This is a genomic window from Burkholderia sp. MSMB0856 (assembly GCF_001524645.2).
GTDB classification, from domain to species: domain Bacteria; phylum Pseudomonadota; class Gammaproteobacteria; order Burkholderiales; family Burkholderiaceae; genus Burkholderia; species Burkholderia diffusa.
The window spans coordinates 315,601-331,318 of the sequence record NZ_CP013427.1; the positions used below are offsets into that span (position 1 = coordinate 315,601).

Below are 15,718 nucleotides of genomic sequence, written 5' to 3' on the forward strand. Positions count from 1 at the left end.
TATTTTCTGGTTGTTACCGGTCAGCCTTATCGGTGTAACGAGCCGAGGGTATTGAAAAGGAAAGCCCATGCAAACCAGTTTGCTGAAACCCAAGATCATCGCCGTGGAATCGCTGGGCGAGAACCACGCGAGGGTGGTCATGGAACCGTTCGAACGCGGTTACGGCCACACCTTGGGCAATGCGCTTCGCCGCGTGCTGCTGTCGTCGATGGTTGGCTACGCGCCGACCGAAGTCACGATCGCCGGCGTGGTGCACGAGTATTCGACGCTTGATGGCGTGCAAGAGGACGTCGTCAACCTGCTGCTGAACCTGAAGGGTGTGGTGTTCAAGCTGCACAACCGTGACGAAGTGACGGTGACCCTGCGCAAGGAAGGCGAAGGCGTCGTCACGGCCGGCGATATCGAGCTGGCTCACGATTGCGAAGTCATCAACCCGAATCACGTGATCGCACACCTGTCGAAGGGCGGCAAGCTCGACGTTCAGATCAAGATCGAAAAGGGTCGCGGCTACGTGCCCGGCAACGTCCGTCGCTATGGCGAAGACACGGCCAAGATCATCGGCCGCATCGTTCTCGACGCGTCGTTCTCGCCGGTTCGCCGCGTGAGCTACGCAGTTGAAAGCGCACGTGTCGAGCAGCGTACCGACCTCGACAAGCTCGTGATGAACATCGAGACGAGCGGCGTGATCACCCCGGAAGAGGCGATCCGTCAATCGGCCCGCATCCTGGTCGACCAGCTGTCCGTGTTCGCGGCACTGGAAGGCACGGAAACGGCTGCAGAGGCACCGTCGCGCGCACCGCAGATCGATCCGATCCTGCTGCGTCCGGTGGACGATCTCGAGCTGACGGTTCGTTCGGCGAACTGCCTGAAGGCCGAGAACATCTACTACATCGGCGACCTGATCCAGCGCACGGAAAACGAGCTGCTGAAGACGCCGAACCTCGGTCGCAAGTCGCTCAACGAGATCAAGGAAGTGCTCGCTTCGCGCGGTCTCACGCTGGGCATGAAGCTCGAAAACTGGCCGCCGGCTGGTCTCGACAAGTAAGCCCGGTTGTTGCTGTAGTTGGCAAAGATGCGGATTTTCCTTTAAAATCCGCATCTTGCTTTTTTCGTTACCGGCCCGTGCACCCCAGCGGTGCGATAGAAGAGCTGGATCAAAACTTTGAATCAAGGAAACTGAAATGCGCCATCGTCATGGTCTGCGGAAACTGAACCGCACGAGCAGCCACCGTCTGGCTATGCTCCGTAACATGTCCAACTCGCTGATCGAGCACGAAGTCATCAAGACGACGCTGCCGAAGGCGAAGGAACTCCGTAAAGTCGTCGAGCCGCTGATCACGCTCGGCAAGAAGCCGTCGCTGGCAAACCGTCGCCTGGCGTTCAACCGCCTGCGCGATCGTGACTCGGTGGCGAAGCTGTTCGACGTGCTCGGTCCGCGTTTCGCGAACCGTCCGGGCGGCTACCTGCGCGTGCTGAAGTTCGGCTTCCGCGTCGGCGACAACGCACCGATGGCACTGGTCGAGCTGCTCGATCGTCCGGAAGTCGACGAAACGGAAAACGTGCAAGAAGCCGAGTAAGCTTCCAGCACGCAGCAGTATCTGAAAAGGGCCGGGCAATTGCTTGGCCCTTTTTGTTTTTTGTAGCGCCGCGGGCTGCGATCGATTGTCGCAGCCCGCAGCCGGCAGCGTCGCGCGGGCTGCGCTACGATACGGAACTGTCGGCGCGGGCCTTCGATGGGCCGATCGTGGCGGCGGAAGCCGGTAAAAACCAGCCAGGAGGGCGCGTATGGTGGTGGTGTTGATGCTGACGACGGTGCCGGACGCGGCGACGGCTGCAGCGCTCGCCGACGGCGCGCTCGATGCGCGGCTTGCCGCGTGCGTATCGGAGCTCGGTGCGATCAAGTCGCGCTACCACTGGCAGGGCAAGGTCGAGGCGGCCGACGAGATCCAGTTGCTGTTCAAGACGAGCCCCGTGCGCTCGCTCGAACTGGAGCGATTTATTCTCGCGCATCATCCGTACGAGACGCCGGAAATCGTCTCGTGGCAGGCGACGGCTTCGGCCGCATACGGCCAGTGGGTGATCAGCGAAACTCAACGTCTATTTCATGTTTAACGGTATGGCGCTTTCCGTGCGCGTGCGCGCGCTGCGGGTCCTCGCAGTCCTGTTGTCGTTCATGTTCGTGCTGGGCGGCCTCTCGGTCGCGCGCGCGGCCGACGATTTTCTCGATCCGTCGATCGCATTCAAATTCAGCGCGAGCGAAGCGCCAGGGCAGGTGGACGTCCGCTTCAAGGTCGCCAATGGCTATTACCTGTACCGCGAGCGGTTCGCTTTCGCGGTGAAGGGCGGGCAGGCGACGCTCGGCGATCCACTGTTCCCGGCCGGTCATGTGAAGTTCGACCAGACGTTCCAGAAGGAAGTCGAGACCTATCGCGACGAGGTCGTGATTCATGTGCCGGTCAAGCAGGCGGCGGGGCCGTTCGAGCTCGCGGTGACGTCGCAGGGGTGCGCCGACGAAGGGATCTGCTATCCGCCTGCGGAGCACGTCGTGAAGGTCGACGGCGCGGCGCTGGGCGCGGCCGCGCCGGCCGACGGCGCACCGGCCTCGGGCAACTGGTTCGATAAGGTCACGAGCGCGGATTTCGCGCAGTCGCTGCTCGAGGGGCACGGCTTCTTCACGATCGTCGCGCTGTATTTCGTCGCGGGCGTCGTGCTGAGTCTCCTGCCCTGTTCGTATCCGATGATTCCGATCGTGTCCGCGATCATCATCGGCCAGGGCACGCGGGCGACGCATGCGCGCGGCTTTGCGCTGTCTCTGACGTACGTGGTCGGCATGGCGCTCGTCTATACGGTGCTGGGCATCGCGGCGGCGCTGGTCGGCCAGAGCCTTGGCGCGTGGTTGCAGAACCCGTGGGTGCTCGGCGCGTTCGGTGTGCTGCTCACGGCATTCGCGGTATCGCTGATTTCCGGCAAGGACATCGCGTTGCCCGAGCGCTGGCAGAACGGCGCGGCCGAAGCCTCGCGCGCGCGGCAGGGCGGCCACTTCGTCGCGGTCGCCGCGATGGGTGCGTTGTCGGCGCTGGTCGTCGGCGCGTGCATGACGGCGCCGCTGTTCGCGGTGCTCGCGTTCATCGCGCACACCGGCAATGCATGGCTCGGCGGCGCCGCGCTGTTCGCAATGGGGCTGGGGCTCGGCGTGCCGCTGCTCGTCGTCGGCGTCGGTGCCGGCACGGTGCTGCCGCGCGCGGGCGCATGGATGGATGGCGTGAAGGTGTTCTTCGGCATCGTGCTGCTCGCCGCCGCGCTGTGGATCGTGTGGCCGGTGCTCGCGGGCGGGCTGAAGATGGTGCTCGCTGCGCTGTGGCTGCTCGTCGCGGCGGCGGCGCTCGGCTTGTTCACGCCGCATGCCGGCGCCGCGTCGATCTGGCGCCGTCTCGGTCGCGGCCTCGGTGCGGCGCTCGCGATCTGGGCCGCGACGCTGCTCGTCGGGCTCGCGGCGGGCTCCAACGACCCCGTGAAGCCGCTGGCCGTACTCGCGGCGCGCACGGTTGCGTCGGGCGATGCGTCGGCAGCCGGCGCGGCAGCCGGGCAGGCGGGCCCCGCGTTCGCGGCGGTGCGCTCCAGCGGCGAGCTCGACGCGCTGCTGAAGACGTCGGGCCGACCCGTGATGCTCGACTTCTATGCCGACTGGTGCGTGAGCTGCAAGGAAATGGAGCATCTGACGTTCACCGATTCGCGCGTGCAGGCGCGGCTCGCGCAGCTTCACCTGGTGCGCGCGGACGTCACCGCGAACAATCCGGCCGACCAGGCGCTCCTCAAGCGCTTCAACCTGTTCGGGCCGCCGGGCATCATCTTCTTCGATCGCAACGGCAATGAGATCGGCCGCGTGGTCGGCTATCAGGCGGCCGAGACGTTCCTGCGCAGCCTCGATCGCGCGGCGGTGCCGACGGTGTAAGGCGCGCGCCTCCGCGCATATGGGCGCCTGCTACGCCGACCGGACGATAAATACAAAACGGCGGGACACCGATAAAGTGTCCCGCCGTTTTTCTTGATACGCGCCGTCGTGCGGCTCAGCGCTGCGCTTTCAGCAGACGGGCAGCGTCGAGCGCGAAGTACGTGAGGACACCGTCGGCGCCCGCGCGCTTGAATGCAAGCAGCGATTCGAGCACGACCTTGTCATGGTCGAGCCAGCCGTTCATCGCGGCGGCCTTCAGCATCGCGTATTCGCCGCTCACCTGGTACACGTAGGTCGGGAAGCGGAACTCGTCCTTCACGCGGCGCACGATGTCGAGATACGGCATGCCGGGCTTGACCATCACCATGTCGGCGCCTTCGTCGATGTCGAGGCGCACTTCGCGCAGCGCTTCGTCGCTGTTCGCGGGATCCATCTGGTAGGTCATCTTGTTGCCCTTGCCCAGATTGGACGCCGAGCCGACCGCATCGCGGAACGGGCCGTAGAACGCCGACGCGAACTTGGCCGAATAGGCCATGATGCGCGTATGGATATGGCCGTCGCTTTCCAGCATCTCGCGGACCGCGCCGATGCGCCCGTCCATCATGTCCGACGGCGCGACGATGTCGACGCCGGCTTCCGCCTGCGCGCGCGCCTGATCGACCAGGATCTCGATCGTGTCGTCGTTGATCACGTAGCCGTTTTCGTCGAGCACGCCGTCTTGGCCGTGGCTCGTGTACGGATCGAGCGCGACGTCGGTCAGCACGCCGAGCTCGGGGAAACGCTTCTTCAGCTCGCGCACCGCGCGCGGGATCAGGCCTTCCGGATTGGCCGCTTCGCGGCCGTCGGGCGTTTTCAGCGACGGCTCGATGGCCGGGAACAGCGACAGCACGGGCACGCCGAGTTCGACGCACTGCTCGGCGACATGCATCAGCAGATCGACCGACACGCGCTCGACGCCGGGCATCGACGGGACGGCCTGGCGTTCGTTGGTGCCGTCGACGACGAACACCGGGTAGATCAGGTCGTCGGTGGTCAGGCGGTTTTCGCGCATCAGGCGCCGGGAGAAGTCGTCGCGGCGCATCCGGCGCGGACGATGAAGCGGATGGAAGCTCATGGCGATTTGGCAGAAATCAGGGCAAGAAGGACCTTACGGAACCCTTAGGTCATTTTCGAGATCGTTGGTATATGATAGCGATCGAGCGGCACGCGTCGCGTGCAGCTCCCCGCTTCTCCTCCCTGAGCGGGTGCCTGTCGTTTTTCGATTAGGCTGTTTGACCCGCCGTTCAACGGCGGGTTTTTTTATGAGCCGGCCGAATTCGCAGGTGCCGTCAGGTGCGCACGGCCGATCCCGGCCGCGCGTTGCCCGCTCATTGTGCTACAGGCTCGCCTTTTTCGTCGGCGGCGGACGGCCGCACCCAGCTCTCGATCAGCTCATGCGCCTCGTCGAGCCCCGTGCGCTTCAGCGCCGAGAACAGCTGGACGGTCAGCTTGCCCTTCACGCCTTGGTCGCGATACGCGTCGAGTCCCTTCTGCGTGTTACGCAGCGCATTGATGCTTTCCTGGCGCGTCAATTTGTCGCACTTCGTCAGCAGCGTGTGGATCGGCTTGCCGGTCGGCGCGAACCACTCGATCATCCGGCGATCGAGGTCGGTCAGCGGGCGGCGCGAATCCATCATCAGGATCAGGCCGCACAGCTGCGAACGCGTCGCGAGATAGGACGACAGCAGCATTTCCCAGTGGGCCTTCGCGGCCCCCGGCACTTCCGCGTAACCGTAGCCGGGCAGGTCGACCAAGTTCGCGACGGGCTCGGCGGCCGGGCCGACGGAGAAGTAGTTGATGTGCTGCGTGCGGCCGGGCGTCTTCGACGCGAACGCGAGCCGCTTCTGATTGCACAGCACGTTGATCGCCGTCGATTTGCCGGCATTCGAGCGGCCCGCGAACGCGATTTCCGGTTGCACCGTCGGCGGCAGGTCGCGCAGATGGTTGACGGTCGTATAGAAGCGGGCTTGATGGAGCAAAAAGGCCATGGGGGAAACCGGAGGGACGGGGCGGCGCGAGCCGCTTGGTGGAGGCGGGGTAGCCCCGATAGGCGCGGGAGCTTTCAGCGCGATATTGTACAATACGCCGGTTTTGCCGAAGGGCTGCGGGCGCCTGCCTCGCGCTTTTATGCAGCTTCTGCGGTAGACTGGTCGACGTCGTTTTTTGCAGAACCTCAAATTCCCACAAGACGAAACAGGGTGTGCGAATGAATCGACTGTGCAAGTCTCTGATGGTGCTTCAGGTTGCAGCAGGGTTCGTAGGTTTCGTAGCGGAGGCAAACGCGGCGGATGCGGCAAAGCCGGATCTGGACCGCGGCAAGGCGATTGCCGGGCAAGTCTGCGCGTCGTGTCACGGCGCCGACGGCAACAGCGCATCGGGCAGTTTTCCGAAGCTCGCCGGCCAGCATCCCGAATATCTGGTCAAGCAGTTGAACGACTTCAAGGCCCAGCCGGGCGCGAAGGGGCCGGCGCGGACCAATCCGGTGATGGTCGGGTTTGCGAGCGCGTTGAGCGCGGACGACATGCGCAACGTCGCCGCGTATTACGGATCGCAGACGACGAAGCTCGGCACTGCACGCGATGCGGCGACCGTGCCGATCGGCCAGAAGATCTATCGCGGCGGCATCGCGGACAAGGGCGTGCCCGCCTGCGCGAGCTGCCACGGGCCGACGGGGCAGGGGATTCCGGTCCAGTACCCGCGTCTGTCGGGGCAGTGGGCCGATTACACGGTTGCCCAGTTGACCGCGTTCCAGCAGGGTGCCGGCGCGCGCAACAACAACGAGGCGATGCATCAGATTGCATCGCGTCTGTCGGACAACGAGATCAAGGCCGTCGCGGATTACATCGCGGGCCTGCGTTGAACGGACGGTCGCGAATGAAATGACCGGGCGCCCGAAGGGCGGCCGGAGTCAGAACAAGAAAAGGGTGGGGCGCCGCACCGTTGCGGTTGCCTCGCCCTTTTTTGTCGGCACTCGCCGGGCCGTCCCAAGAGTGCTGACCGCCCCCTTGGGGGGCAGCGAACATAGTGAGCGTGGGGGCTGTTTCCCCTTAGTTGGAGTTTGAATGAGCGTTACCACGTCGGGGTTGCAGTCGAAGTCGGGTCCAAGTGCGTCCAGGCGCGCGGTCGAGTTGCTGAGCTCGATGCGCTTCGCGATCGCGCTGCTGGTGGTGCTGTCGATCGCGAGCATCGTCGGGACGGTCCTGACCCAGGATGACCCGTATCCGAACTACGTGAACCAGTTCGGGCCATTCTGGGCGGACATCTTCCGCTCGCTGGGCCTGTACAACGTGTACAGCGCGTGGTGGTTCATGCTGATCCTGATCTTCCTCGTCGTGTCGATCTCGCTGTGCGTGATCCGCAACGCGCCGAAGATGCTTGCCGACGCGAAGAGCTGGAAGGACAAGGTGCGCGAAGGCAGCCTGCGTGCCTTCCACCACAAGGCCGAATACTCGGCGTCCGGCACGCGCGCGACCGTCGCGGCCTCGCTTGCCACGTTCGTCACCAAGGCCGGCTACAAGCACGTCGTGCGTGAAACCGACGGTGCAACGCTGATCTCCGCGAAACGCGGCGCGCTGACGAAGTGGGGCTACATCTCCGCGCACCTTGCGATCGTCGTGATCTGTATCGGCGGCCTGCTGGACAGCAACTTGCCGATCAAATTCCAGATGTGGATGTTCGGCAAGAGCCCGGTCAACACGAGCGCGACGATCAGCGAAATCTCGCCCGACCATCGGTTGTCCGCGTCGAACCCGACCTTCCGCGGCTACGCGTGGGTGCCGGAAGGCCAGTTCGTGTCGACCGCGATCCTGAACCAGCCGAGCGGTTCGCTGATCCAGGACCTGCCCTTCTCGATCCAGCTCAACAAGTTCATCGTCGATTACTACACGACGGGGATGCCGAAGCTGTTCGCGAGCGACATCGTCGTGATCGATCGCGAGACGGGCCAGAAGATCCCGGCGCGTGTCGAGGTCAATAAGCCGTTCACGTACAAGGGCGTGTCCATCTACCAGTCGAGCTTCCAGGACGGCGGCTCACAGATGGAGATGACGGCCTACCCGATGACGGGCGGCAACGCGAAGACCTTCGCGGTGAAGGGCACGATCGGCAGCACGGCGCCGCTGCAGATGCCGGGCAGCGACGGCGACACGATTGAATTCTCCGACTTCCGCGCGATCAACGTCGAGAACATGGCGGACGCGAACGGCAAGCCGGACGTGCGCGGCGTCGCGAAGACGGAGTCGCTCAAGGAAGCGTTCGACGAGCGGCTCGGTTCGGGCGCGAAGACGTCGAAGCCGATGCAGCTCCACAACATCGGCCCGTCGGTGCAGTACAAGATTCGCGGCAAGGACGGCCAGGCGCGCGAATTCAACAACTACATGCTGCCCGTCGACATGGGCGGCACGCGCGTGTTCCTCGCCGGCGTGCGCGCGAGCCCGAACGATCCGTTCCGCTACATGCGGATTCCGGCCGACAGCCAGGATTCGATCGGCGAATGGATGCGCCTGCGCGCCGCGCTCGAGGATCCGGCCGTGCGTGCCGATGCCGCCGCACGTTTCGCACAGCGTTCGCTGCCGACGACCGAAGCGTCGCTGCGCGGCCGCCTGCAGGACAGCGCGTTCAAGGTGCTGACCCTTTTTGCGGCGAGCGACGACAGCGTCGGCCGCGGCGCCGACGGCCAGCCGGTCGGCGGCTTCCAGGCGGTGGCGACGTTCATCGACCGCTCGGTGCCGAAGGCCGAGCAGGAAAAGGCGGCCAGCCTGCTGCTGCGCATGCTCGAGGGGTCGATGTGGGAAGTCTGGCAGATCGCGCGCGAGCGTGCCGGTGAGCCGGCCGCCCAGCAGGGCACCGACACGATCCGCTTCGTGCAGAACGCGATCAATGCGCTATCCGACAGCTTCTTGTACGGATCGCCGGTCTATTTGCAGCTCGACTCCTTCAAGCAGGTCCAAGCTTCGGTATTTCAGCTGACGCGCGCACCCGGCAAGAATCTGGTGTATCTTGGCAGCCTGCTGTTGGTCGCCGGCATCTTCTCGATGTTCTACGTGCGCGAGCGGCGCCTCTGGTTCTGGCTCAAGGACGCCGGTTCCGGCGTCGATGTGGTGATGGCGATGTCCACGGCCCGCAAGACCTTCGATTTCGAGAAAGAATTCGTGCAGACGCGCGACGCGGCCGGCGCCGCCTTGCGCGCCACGCCGCGCGACGCCGCACCCGCCGGTGCGGCAGCGACTGCCCGTCCGCCCGCCGGCGACGGTTCCGATTCCGAGAATTCCACCCGGTAACATCATGGATCTCACTCAAGTTTCCTCTTCCCGTTCGGGGCCGGTCCAGGCCCCGAATCCGGCGCCGTTGTTCGACGACCGTCCGTTCCTCGCGCGCCTGTCGATCATCGACTGGCTGTTCGCCTTGGCACTCGTGGTCGGCGCGGGCTATGCGTTCGTGCATTACAACGAACACATGAATTACTACGACAAGGCGGTGATGATCGGCACGGTGCCGGCGCTTGTCGTGCTCGGCTGGCGCTGGAAGCCTGCGCGGCTGATGATGGCGTCGATCGCGGTGCTGTCGCTGCTGTCGATCCAGATCTACCAGGGCGATCTCGCGCGCGCCGATTCGGCGTTCTTCCTCAAGTACTTCCTGTCGAGCCAGTCCGCGATCCTGTGGATGAGCGCGCTGTTCGTGCTCGCGACGATCTTCTACTGGATCGGCCTGCTCGCGCGCTCCGAATCGGGCTCCGCGATTGGCCAGAAACTGACGTGGGTCGCGGTGCTGATGGGTTTCACCGGCCTGATGGTGCGCTGGTACGAGTCCTACCTGATCGGTGCCGACGTCGGGCATATCCCGGTGTCGAATCTGTATGAAGTCTTCGTGCTGTTCAGCCTGATCACCGCACTGCTTTACCTGTATTACGAAGGCCACTACGGCACGCGCTCGCTTGGCGCGTTCGTGCTGCTGGTCATCAGCGCGGCCGTCGGCTTCCTGATGTGGTACTCGGTCGCGCGCGATGCGCAGCAGATCCAGCCGCTCGTGCCGGCGCTGCAGAGCTGGTGGATGAAGATTCACGTGCCGGCGAACTTCATCGGCTACGGCAGCTTCGCGCTGTCGGCGATGGTGTCGGTCGCGTACCTGATGAAGGAGCGCGGCGTGCTCGCCGATCGCCTGCCGACGCTCGAGGTGCTCGACGACGTGATGTACAAGTCGATCGCGGTCGGTTTCGCGTTCTTCACGATCGCGACGATCCTCGGCGCGCTGTGGGCCGCTGAAGCATGGGGCGGTTACTGGAGCTGGGATCCGAAGGAAACCTGGGCGCTGATCGTGTGGCTCAACTACGCGGCCTGGCTGCACATGCGCCTGATGAAGGGCCTGCGCGGCGCGGTCGCCGCCTGGTGGGCGCTCACGGGCTTGCTCGTGACGACGTTCGCATTCCTCGGCGTCAACATGTTCCTGTCCGGGCTGCATAGCTACGGCAAGCTGTAAGATTTTCGACGTTGGTCCGACAAAAGACCGCCGGCGCACTGCGTGCCCGGCGGTTTTCTTTTGTAACGGGCGGGCGGTCCGGGCGTCGAACGGCGCAGCACGGGTCGGGTCGAACGCTCATGAAGCGTGCGCGCCGCGCATGCAGGAGGAGCAGCACGATGTGGATCAAACACTCTTTGCGCACCGTACTGACCGGCGGTGATATCGCGCAGAGCCAGATTACGCCGCGCGCGGTATTCGAGAACCGGCGGCGCGTATTGCAGGCCGCCGGCCTGGCGGCGGCGGGCGGATTGCTTGGCGGCAGCGGCGCGGCGTTCGCGGCCTATGCGTCGCCGGACGCGCGGGCCGCGAAGCTTGCGGCGAAAACCAACCCGAGGTTCGTCGCGGCCGACAAGGTGACGCCGTTCAAGGACATCACGTCCTACAACAACTTCTACGAATTCGGCACCGACAAGAGCGATCCGGCCCAGAACGCGGGCACGCTGCGGCCGCGCCCGTGGCGTGTGAGCGTCGAGGGCGAGGTGCTGCACCCGAAGGTGTTCGATCTCGACGAACTGCTGAAGCTCGCGCCGCTCGAGGAGCGCGTGTACCGGCTGCGTTGCGTCGAAGGATGGTCGATGGTGATTCCGTGGATCGGCGTGCCGCTGTCCGAGCTGATCAAACGCGTGCAGCCGACCGGCAACGCGAAATACGTGCAGTTCATCACGCTGGCCGATCCGTCGCAGATGCCTGGGCTGTCGGCGCCGGTGCTCGATTGGCCGTACTCGGAAGGGCTGCGGATGGACGAGGCGATGAATCCGCTGACGCTGCTGACGATGGGCGTGTACGGCCAGGTGCTGCCGAACCAGAATGGCGCGCCGGTGCGGATCGTCGTGCCGTGGAAGTACGGCTTCAAGAGCGCGAAGTCGCTGGTGAAGATTCGCTTCGTCGACAAGCAGCCGAAGACGAGTTGGAACACGTATGCGTCGAACGAATACGGCTTCTATTCGAATGTGAACCCGAACGTCGATCACCCGCGCTGGAGCCAGGCGACCGAGCGCCGGATCGGCGAGGACGGCTTCTTCACGCCGAAGCGCAAGACGCTGATGTTCAATGGCTACGGCGATCTCGTCGCGTCGATGTATCAGGGCATGGACCTGAAAAAGAACTTCTGAGCGCGCCGGTGAGAAACGACATTCCTTCCTCGACGCTGACGCCCGCGCGCGCGTCCGGCATGCGCACGGCTGCCGCCGGTGGTGCCGGTGGGGCGCGTACCGCCTCGCCGCGCTGGCTTGCCCCCGCCAAGGTGCTGGTGTTCGCGGCCGGCCTCTATCCGCTCGCGCGTCTCGTGCTGTTCGGGCTGACCGACCGGCTCAGCGCGAACCCGATCGAGTTCATCACGCGTTCGACGGGCCTCTGGACGCTGGTGATGCTCTGCATCACGCTCACCGTCACGCCGATTCGGCGCGTGACGGGCGTTCCCGCGTTGCTGCGCTTTCGTCGGATGATCGGCCTGTTCGCGTTCTTTTACGCGACGCTGCATTTCACGACGTATCTGTGGTTCGACAAGTGGTTCGACGTGCTCGCGATCCTGAAGGACGTCGGGAAGCGTCCGTTCATCACGGTCGGCTTCGCCGCGTTCGTGTTGCTGATTCCGCTGGCCGCGACGTCGCCGCGCGCGATGGTGCGCCGGCTCGGCCGTCACTGGACGACGCTGCATCGCGCAATCTATGCGATTGCGCTGCTCGGCGTGCTGCATTTCTGGTGGATGAGGGCAGGCAAGCACAATCTCGCGCAGCCGAAGCTCTACGCGACGATCGTCGCGGTGCTGCTCGGCTGGCGGCTGCTTGAATGGGGCTGGCGGCGCATCCGTGCATGACGATGCGGGCCTGAAAAAAACAAAAGGCGATGACGGGAAGTCATCGCCTTTGTTGCGAACGAAACCGCGCGGGCCGCGGGGTGCGATTATTGCGCGACAACCGGGCCGGATGCGGGCGTCGCGGCCCTCGACGCATCGCTCGACAGCTCCGGCGACAGCGTGAGCGGCGTGCCGGAAGAATCGGGAATGCTTTCGGTCGACGCGTTTTCATCGGTCGGCGTGACGTCCGACGGCGGCGTGTCCTGTTGCTGGATGGGCTTCGCCGGCAACGGCGGCACGGTGGGCAGATAGAGCGGGCCGCGTTGACCGCAGCCGGCAAGTATCGCCAAAGCCGCTACAATCGCGCTCATCCGGAAAACGACTCGCATGATCGTCCCTGAACAATTTAACCGATAGAGTTTAGCATGTCCGATACTGAATACCTGGCCCGTGCCGAGGCCGTGCTGGCGGCCGTCGAGCGTACCGTGGATGCCGCGAACGACGGCGACCACGACATCGATCTGGAGCGCAACGGCAGCGTGCTGACGCTGACGTTCGAGAACGGCTCGAAGATCATCATCAATCTCCAGCCGCCGATGAAGGAACTGTGGATCGCCGCGAAGGCGGGCGGATTCCATTACCGTTTCGTCGACGGCGAATGGCGCGATACGCGCACCGGCTCCGAGTTCTTCGCGGCGCTCACAGAGTACGCGACGCAACAGGCCGGCCAGCCGATCACGTTCGGCGCGTAACGTCCGGCGCTCGCCCGGCTGGGCGCCCGATACGCCGGATTGAAGCACAAGAAAAAAGCGCCCTGCGGGGCGCTTTTTTCATGCTCGGCCGTTCGTGTCAATGGCCGCGGAACAGGTTCATGATGTCCTGCTTCTCCTGCTCGTCGACGTGCGGCACGGGTTCGTCGGTGTTTTGCACCGCCGGCGCCTGCGGCACGCCGACCGTCGACACGAAGCCGTGTCCCGGCGTGAACTCGGTGAAGTAAAGCTCGCTGCCGAGCGCCTGGACGTCGTCCGGCATCGTCGGCTTGAACTCCGGCGTGCCCTTCAGCGCCGCGCCCATGTAGTCGATCCAGACCGGCAGCGACAGGCCGCCGCCGGTTTCGCGATCGCCGAGGCTGCGCGGATTGTCGTAGCCGATCCACGCGATCGCCGCGAGCGTGTGCTGGTAGCCGGCGAACCATGCGTCGTGCGAATCGTTCGTCGTACCGGTCTTGCCGGCGAGGTCGGTGCGCTTCAGCACGTTGGTGCGCGCACCCGTGCCGCGCTGCGCGACGCTCTGCAGCAGGCTGTTCATCACGTACGCGTTGCGCGCGTCGATTGCGCGCGGCGCGTTCTGCTCGGCGATGAGCGGCTGCGCGCGGGCGACGATCGCGCCATTCGGATCGGTCACTTCGGCGATCAGGTACGGATTCACGCGGAAGCCGCCGTTCGCGAACACCGAGTACGCGCCGGCCATCTGCAACGGCGTGACCTGGCCCGCGCCGAGCGCCATCGGCAGATAGGCCGGATGGCGGTCGGCGTCGAAGCCGAAGCGCGTGATGTATTGCTGCGCGTACTTCGTGCCGATGTGGTTCAGGATCCGGATCGACACGAGGTTGCGCGAGCGCTGCAGCGCGGTGCGCATCGACATCGGGCCTTCGAAGCCGCCACCGTAGTTCTTCGGCTCCCACGGCTGGCCGCCGGTTTCCGCGGCGCTGAAATACAGTGGGCCGTCGTTGATCACCGTGGCCGGCCCGAGGCCCTTGTCGAGCGACGCCGAGTAGATGAACGGCTTGAACGACGAACCCGGTTGCCGCCACGCCTGCGTGACGTGGTTGAACTTGTTCTTGTTGTAGTCGAAGCCGCCGACGAGCGAGCGGATCGCACCGTCCTGCGGGACGATCGAGATGAACGCGCCTTCGACCTGCGGCAACTGCGTGATCGCCCACTTGCCTGCGTCGTTCTTCACGACCCGGACGATCGCGCCCGGCCGGATGCGGCGGTTCGGCTGCGCGCTGGCCGACAGCGCGCCCGACGCGAATCGCAGGTTGTCGCCTTCGATCGTCGTGCTGCTGCCGTCGATGAAGGCGACGGTGATCTGGCGCGAGGTTGCGGCGGTGACGACCGCCGCGACCAGTTCGCCGTTGTCGGGGTGCTCGAGCAGCGCGTCGTCGATCGCCTGTTCGCGGTCGTCGGCGCCGGCCGGCAGCTCGATGAAGCCTTCCGGCCCGCGATAGCCGTGGCGGCGCTCGTAATCCATGATGCCCTTGCGCAGCGCGGTGTACGCGACCTGCTGGTCGGCGGAGTCGATCGTCGTGACGACGTTGAAGCCGCGCGTGTAGGTTTCCTCGCGGTACTGCGCGTACATCATCTGACGGACCATTTCCGCGACGTACTCGGCGTGCACGCTGAACTCGCGGCCCGCGCCCTTGACGACGAGCGGCTGCGCGACGGCTTCGTCGTACTGCTCGCGCGTGATGAAGTTCAGCTCGAGCATCCGTTGCAGGATGTATTCCTGGCGCACCTTCGCGCGCTTCGGATTGACGACCGGGTTATACGCGGACGGCGCCTTCGGCAGCCCCGCGAGCATTGCCGCTTCCGCGAGCGTGATGTCCTTGAGGTCCTTGCCGAAATAGACCCGCGCGGCGCTCGCGAAGCCATACGCACGCTGGCCGAGATAGATCTGATTCATGTAGACCTCGAGAATCTGATCCTTCGTCAGCGCGCGCTCGATCCGGTACGCGAGCAGCATCTCGTAGATCTTGCGCGTGTAGGTCTTTTCGCTCGACAGGAAGAAGTTGCGCGCGACCTGCATCGTGATCGTGCTCGCGCCCTGCGACGCATGGCCGTTCGTCAGCGCGACGAAGCCGGCGCGGGCGATGCCGGTGAGGTCGACGCCGCCGTGATCGTAGAAGCGCGCGTCCTCGATCGCGAGGATCGCCTTCTTGAGCGAGTCGGGCACGTCCTTGAAATGGACGATGTCGCGGCGTTCCTCGCCGAATTCGCCGATCAGCACGTGATCCGACGTGTAGATCCGCAGCGGTACCTTCGGACGATAGTCGGTCAGCGCGTCGAGCGACGGCATGTTCGGCCACGCGACGACGAGCGCGTAGCCGAGCACGAGGCCGCCGGCCACGACGAGGGCTACGCACATCGCGGCGAGGCCGATCAGGACTTTCAGCCACCAGGACCGCTTCTTCGGCTCGGGCGCGGGAGGCGGGGACGTAGGAGACGTGGATTGCATAGGCATACCGGAAAACAGTCCCGCGATTATAGCTGCCCGGTAAGACGGCCCCTGACGCGGGGGACGTCCGCCGACACGTGGCGGATCGCGGTGCCGCCAGTATGGCCTCTGCGCGGCCGCTCCGTGCCACGACTGGCCGTTCGGCCGACTGTCTGGCGCGCGCGCCGCTTTGCAGAATC

General features: G+C 65.0%; 14 protein-coding genes. 10 read left to right on the top strand and 4 right to left on the bottom strand.

Going from position 1 to position 15,718, the window contains the following annotated elements:
* The first annotated feature begins 67 nt into the window (after nucleotides 1-67).
* The 4 genes from WS87_RS02495 (at nucleotide 68) to dsbD (ending at nucleotide 3,952) form a co-directional block, all read left to right on the top strand.
* The gene (locus tag WS87_RS02495; protein ID WP_006477176.1) at nucleotides 68-1,045 is read left to right on the top strand and encodes a DNA-directed RNA polymerase subunit alpha; all 978 of its coding nucleotides are present in this window, start codon (nucleotides 68-70) and stop codon (nucleotides 1,043-1,045) included.
* Nucleotides 1,046-1,181: 136 nt separating this feature from the next.
* Complete coding sequence (rplQ, locus tag WS87_RS02500) at nucleotides 1,182-1,577, top strand: 50S ribosomal protein L17 (protein WP_006477175.1); 396 nt, start codon at nucleotides 1,182-1,184, stop codon at nucleotides 1,575-1,577.
* Between the two features lie 208 nt (nucleotides 1,578-1,785).
* Complete coding sequence (gene cutA / locus WS87_RS02505; protein ID WP_059820867.1) at nucleotides 1,786-2,112, top strand: divalent-cation tolerance protein CutA; 327 nt, start codon at nucleotides 1,786-1,788, stop codon at nucleotides 2,110-2,112.
* On the top strand, nucleotides 2,105-3,952 hold the full coding sequence (dsbD, locus tag WS87_RS02510) for a protein-disulfide reductase DsbD (RefSeq protein ID WP_059820868.1): 1,848 nt from the start codon (nucleotides 2,105-2,107) through the stop codon (nucleotides 3,950-3,952). Before cutA ends, dsbD begins: the two co-directional genes overlap by 8 nt.
* 115 nt (nucleotides 3,953-4,067) lie before the next feature.
* Here dsbD and hemB read toward each other — a convergent pair whose 3' ends face one another.
* Complete coding sequence (gene hemB / locus WS87_RS02515) at nucleotides 4,068-5,066, bottom strand: porphobilinogen synthase (RefSeq protein WP_059686546.1); 999 nt, start codon at nucleotides 5,064-5,066, stop codon at nucleotides 4,068-4,070.
* Nucleotides 5,067-5,319: 253 nt separating this feature from the next.
* Nucleotides 5,320-5,979, bottom strand: a complete 660-nt coding sequence (gene yihA / locus WS87_RS02520; RefSeq protein WP_059505749.1) for a ribosome biogenesis GTP-binding protein YihA/YsxC — start codon at nucleotides 5,977-5,979, stop codon at nucleotides 5,320-5,322.
* A 218-nt stretch (nucleotides 5,980-6,197) separates the two neighbouring features.
* On the opposite strand from yihA, the gene WS87_RS02525 reads away from it, so the two are divergent.
* The 5 genes from WS87_RS02525 to msrQ all read left to right on the top strand — a co-directional run bounded on the left by WS87_RS02525 (nucleotide 6,198) and on the right by msrQ (nucleotide 12,323).
* Nucleotides 6,198-6,851: a c-type cytochrome gene (locus tag WS87_RS02525; protein WP_059820869.1), complete on the top strand. Its 654-nt coding sequence runs from the start codon at nucleotides 6,198-6,200 to the stop codon at nucleotides 6,849-6,851.
* A gap of 202 nt (nucleotides 6,852-7,053) precedes the next feature.
* Entirely contained in the window at nucleotides 7,054-9,270 is a 2,217-nt protein-coding gene (locus WS87_RS02530) for a cytochrome c biogenesis protein ResB (protein WP_059820870.1), read from the top strand.
* A 4-nt stretch (nucleotides 9,271-9,274) separates the two neighbouring features.
* The gene (ccsB, locus tag WS87_RS02535; protein WP_059692389.1) at nucleotides 9,275-10,465 is read left to right on the top strand and encodes a c-type cytochrome biogenesis protein CcsB; all 1,191 of its coding nucleotides are present in this window, start codon (nucleotides 9,275-9,277) and stop codon (nucleotides 10,463-10,465) included.
* Nucleotides 10,466-10,623: 158 nt separating this feature from the next.
* Nucleotides 10,624-11,619: a protein-methionine-sulfoxide reductase catalytic subunit MsrP gene (gene msrP, locus WS87_RS02540; protein WP_059702643.1), complete on the top strand. Its 996-nt coding sequence runs from the start codon at nucleotides 10,624-10,626 to the stop codon at nucleotides 11,617-11,619.
* Between the two features lie 20 nt (nucleotides 11,620-11,639).
* Nucleotides 11,640-12,323, top strand: coding sequence for a protein-methionine-sulfoxide reductase heme-binding subunit MsrQ (msrQ, locus tag WS87_RS02545; protein ID WP_059820912.1), 684 nt, complete (start codon nucleotides 11,640-11,642; stop codon nucleotides 12,321-12,323).
* 86 nt (nucleotides 12,324-12,409) lie between these two features.
* Here the strand turns inward: msrQ and lptM are convergent, their stop codons facing one another.
* Nucleotides 12,410-12,691, bottom strand: a complete 282-nt coding sequence (gene lptM, locus WS87_RS02550) for an LPS translocon maturation chaperone LptM (RefSeq protein ID WP_059535586.1) — start codon at nucleotides 12,689-12,691, stop codon at nucleotides 12,410-12,412.
* A gap of 36 nt (nucleotides 12,692-12,727) precedes the next feature.
* On the opposite strand from lptM, the gene cyaY reads away from it, so the two are divergent.
* Nucleotides 12,728-13,054 carry an iron donor protein CyaY gene (cyaY, locus tag WS87_RS02555; RefSeq protein WP_059820871.1) on the top strand — a complete coding sequence of 109 codons (327 nt, stop codon included), beginning with the start codon at nucleotides 12,728-12,730 and terminating at the stop codon, nucleotides 13,052-13,054.
* A gap of 97 nt (nucleotides 13,055-13,151) precedes the next feature.
* Here the strand turns inward: cyaY and WS87_RS02560 are convergent, their stop codons facing one another.
* Nucleotides 13,152-15,539, bottom strand: a complete 2,388-nt coding sequence (locus WS87_RS02560; RefSeq protein WP_107938097.1) for a penicillin-binding protein 1A — start codon at nucleotides 15,537-15,539, stop codon at nucleotides 13,152-13,154.
* Nucleotides 15,540-15,718 lie beyond the last annotated feature (179 nt).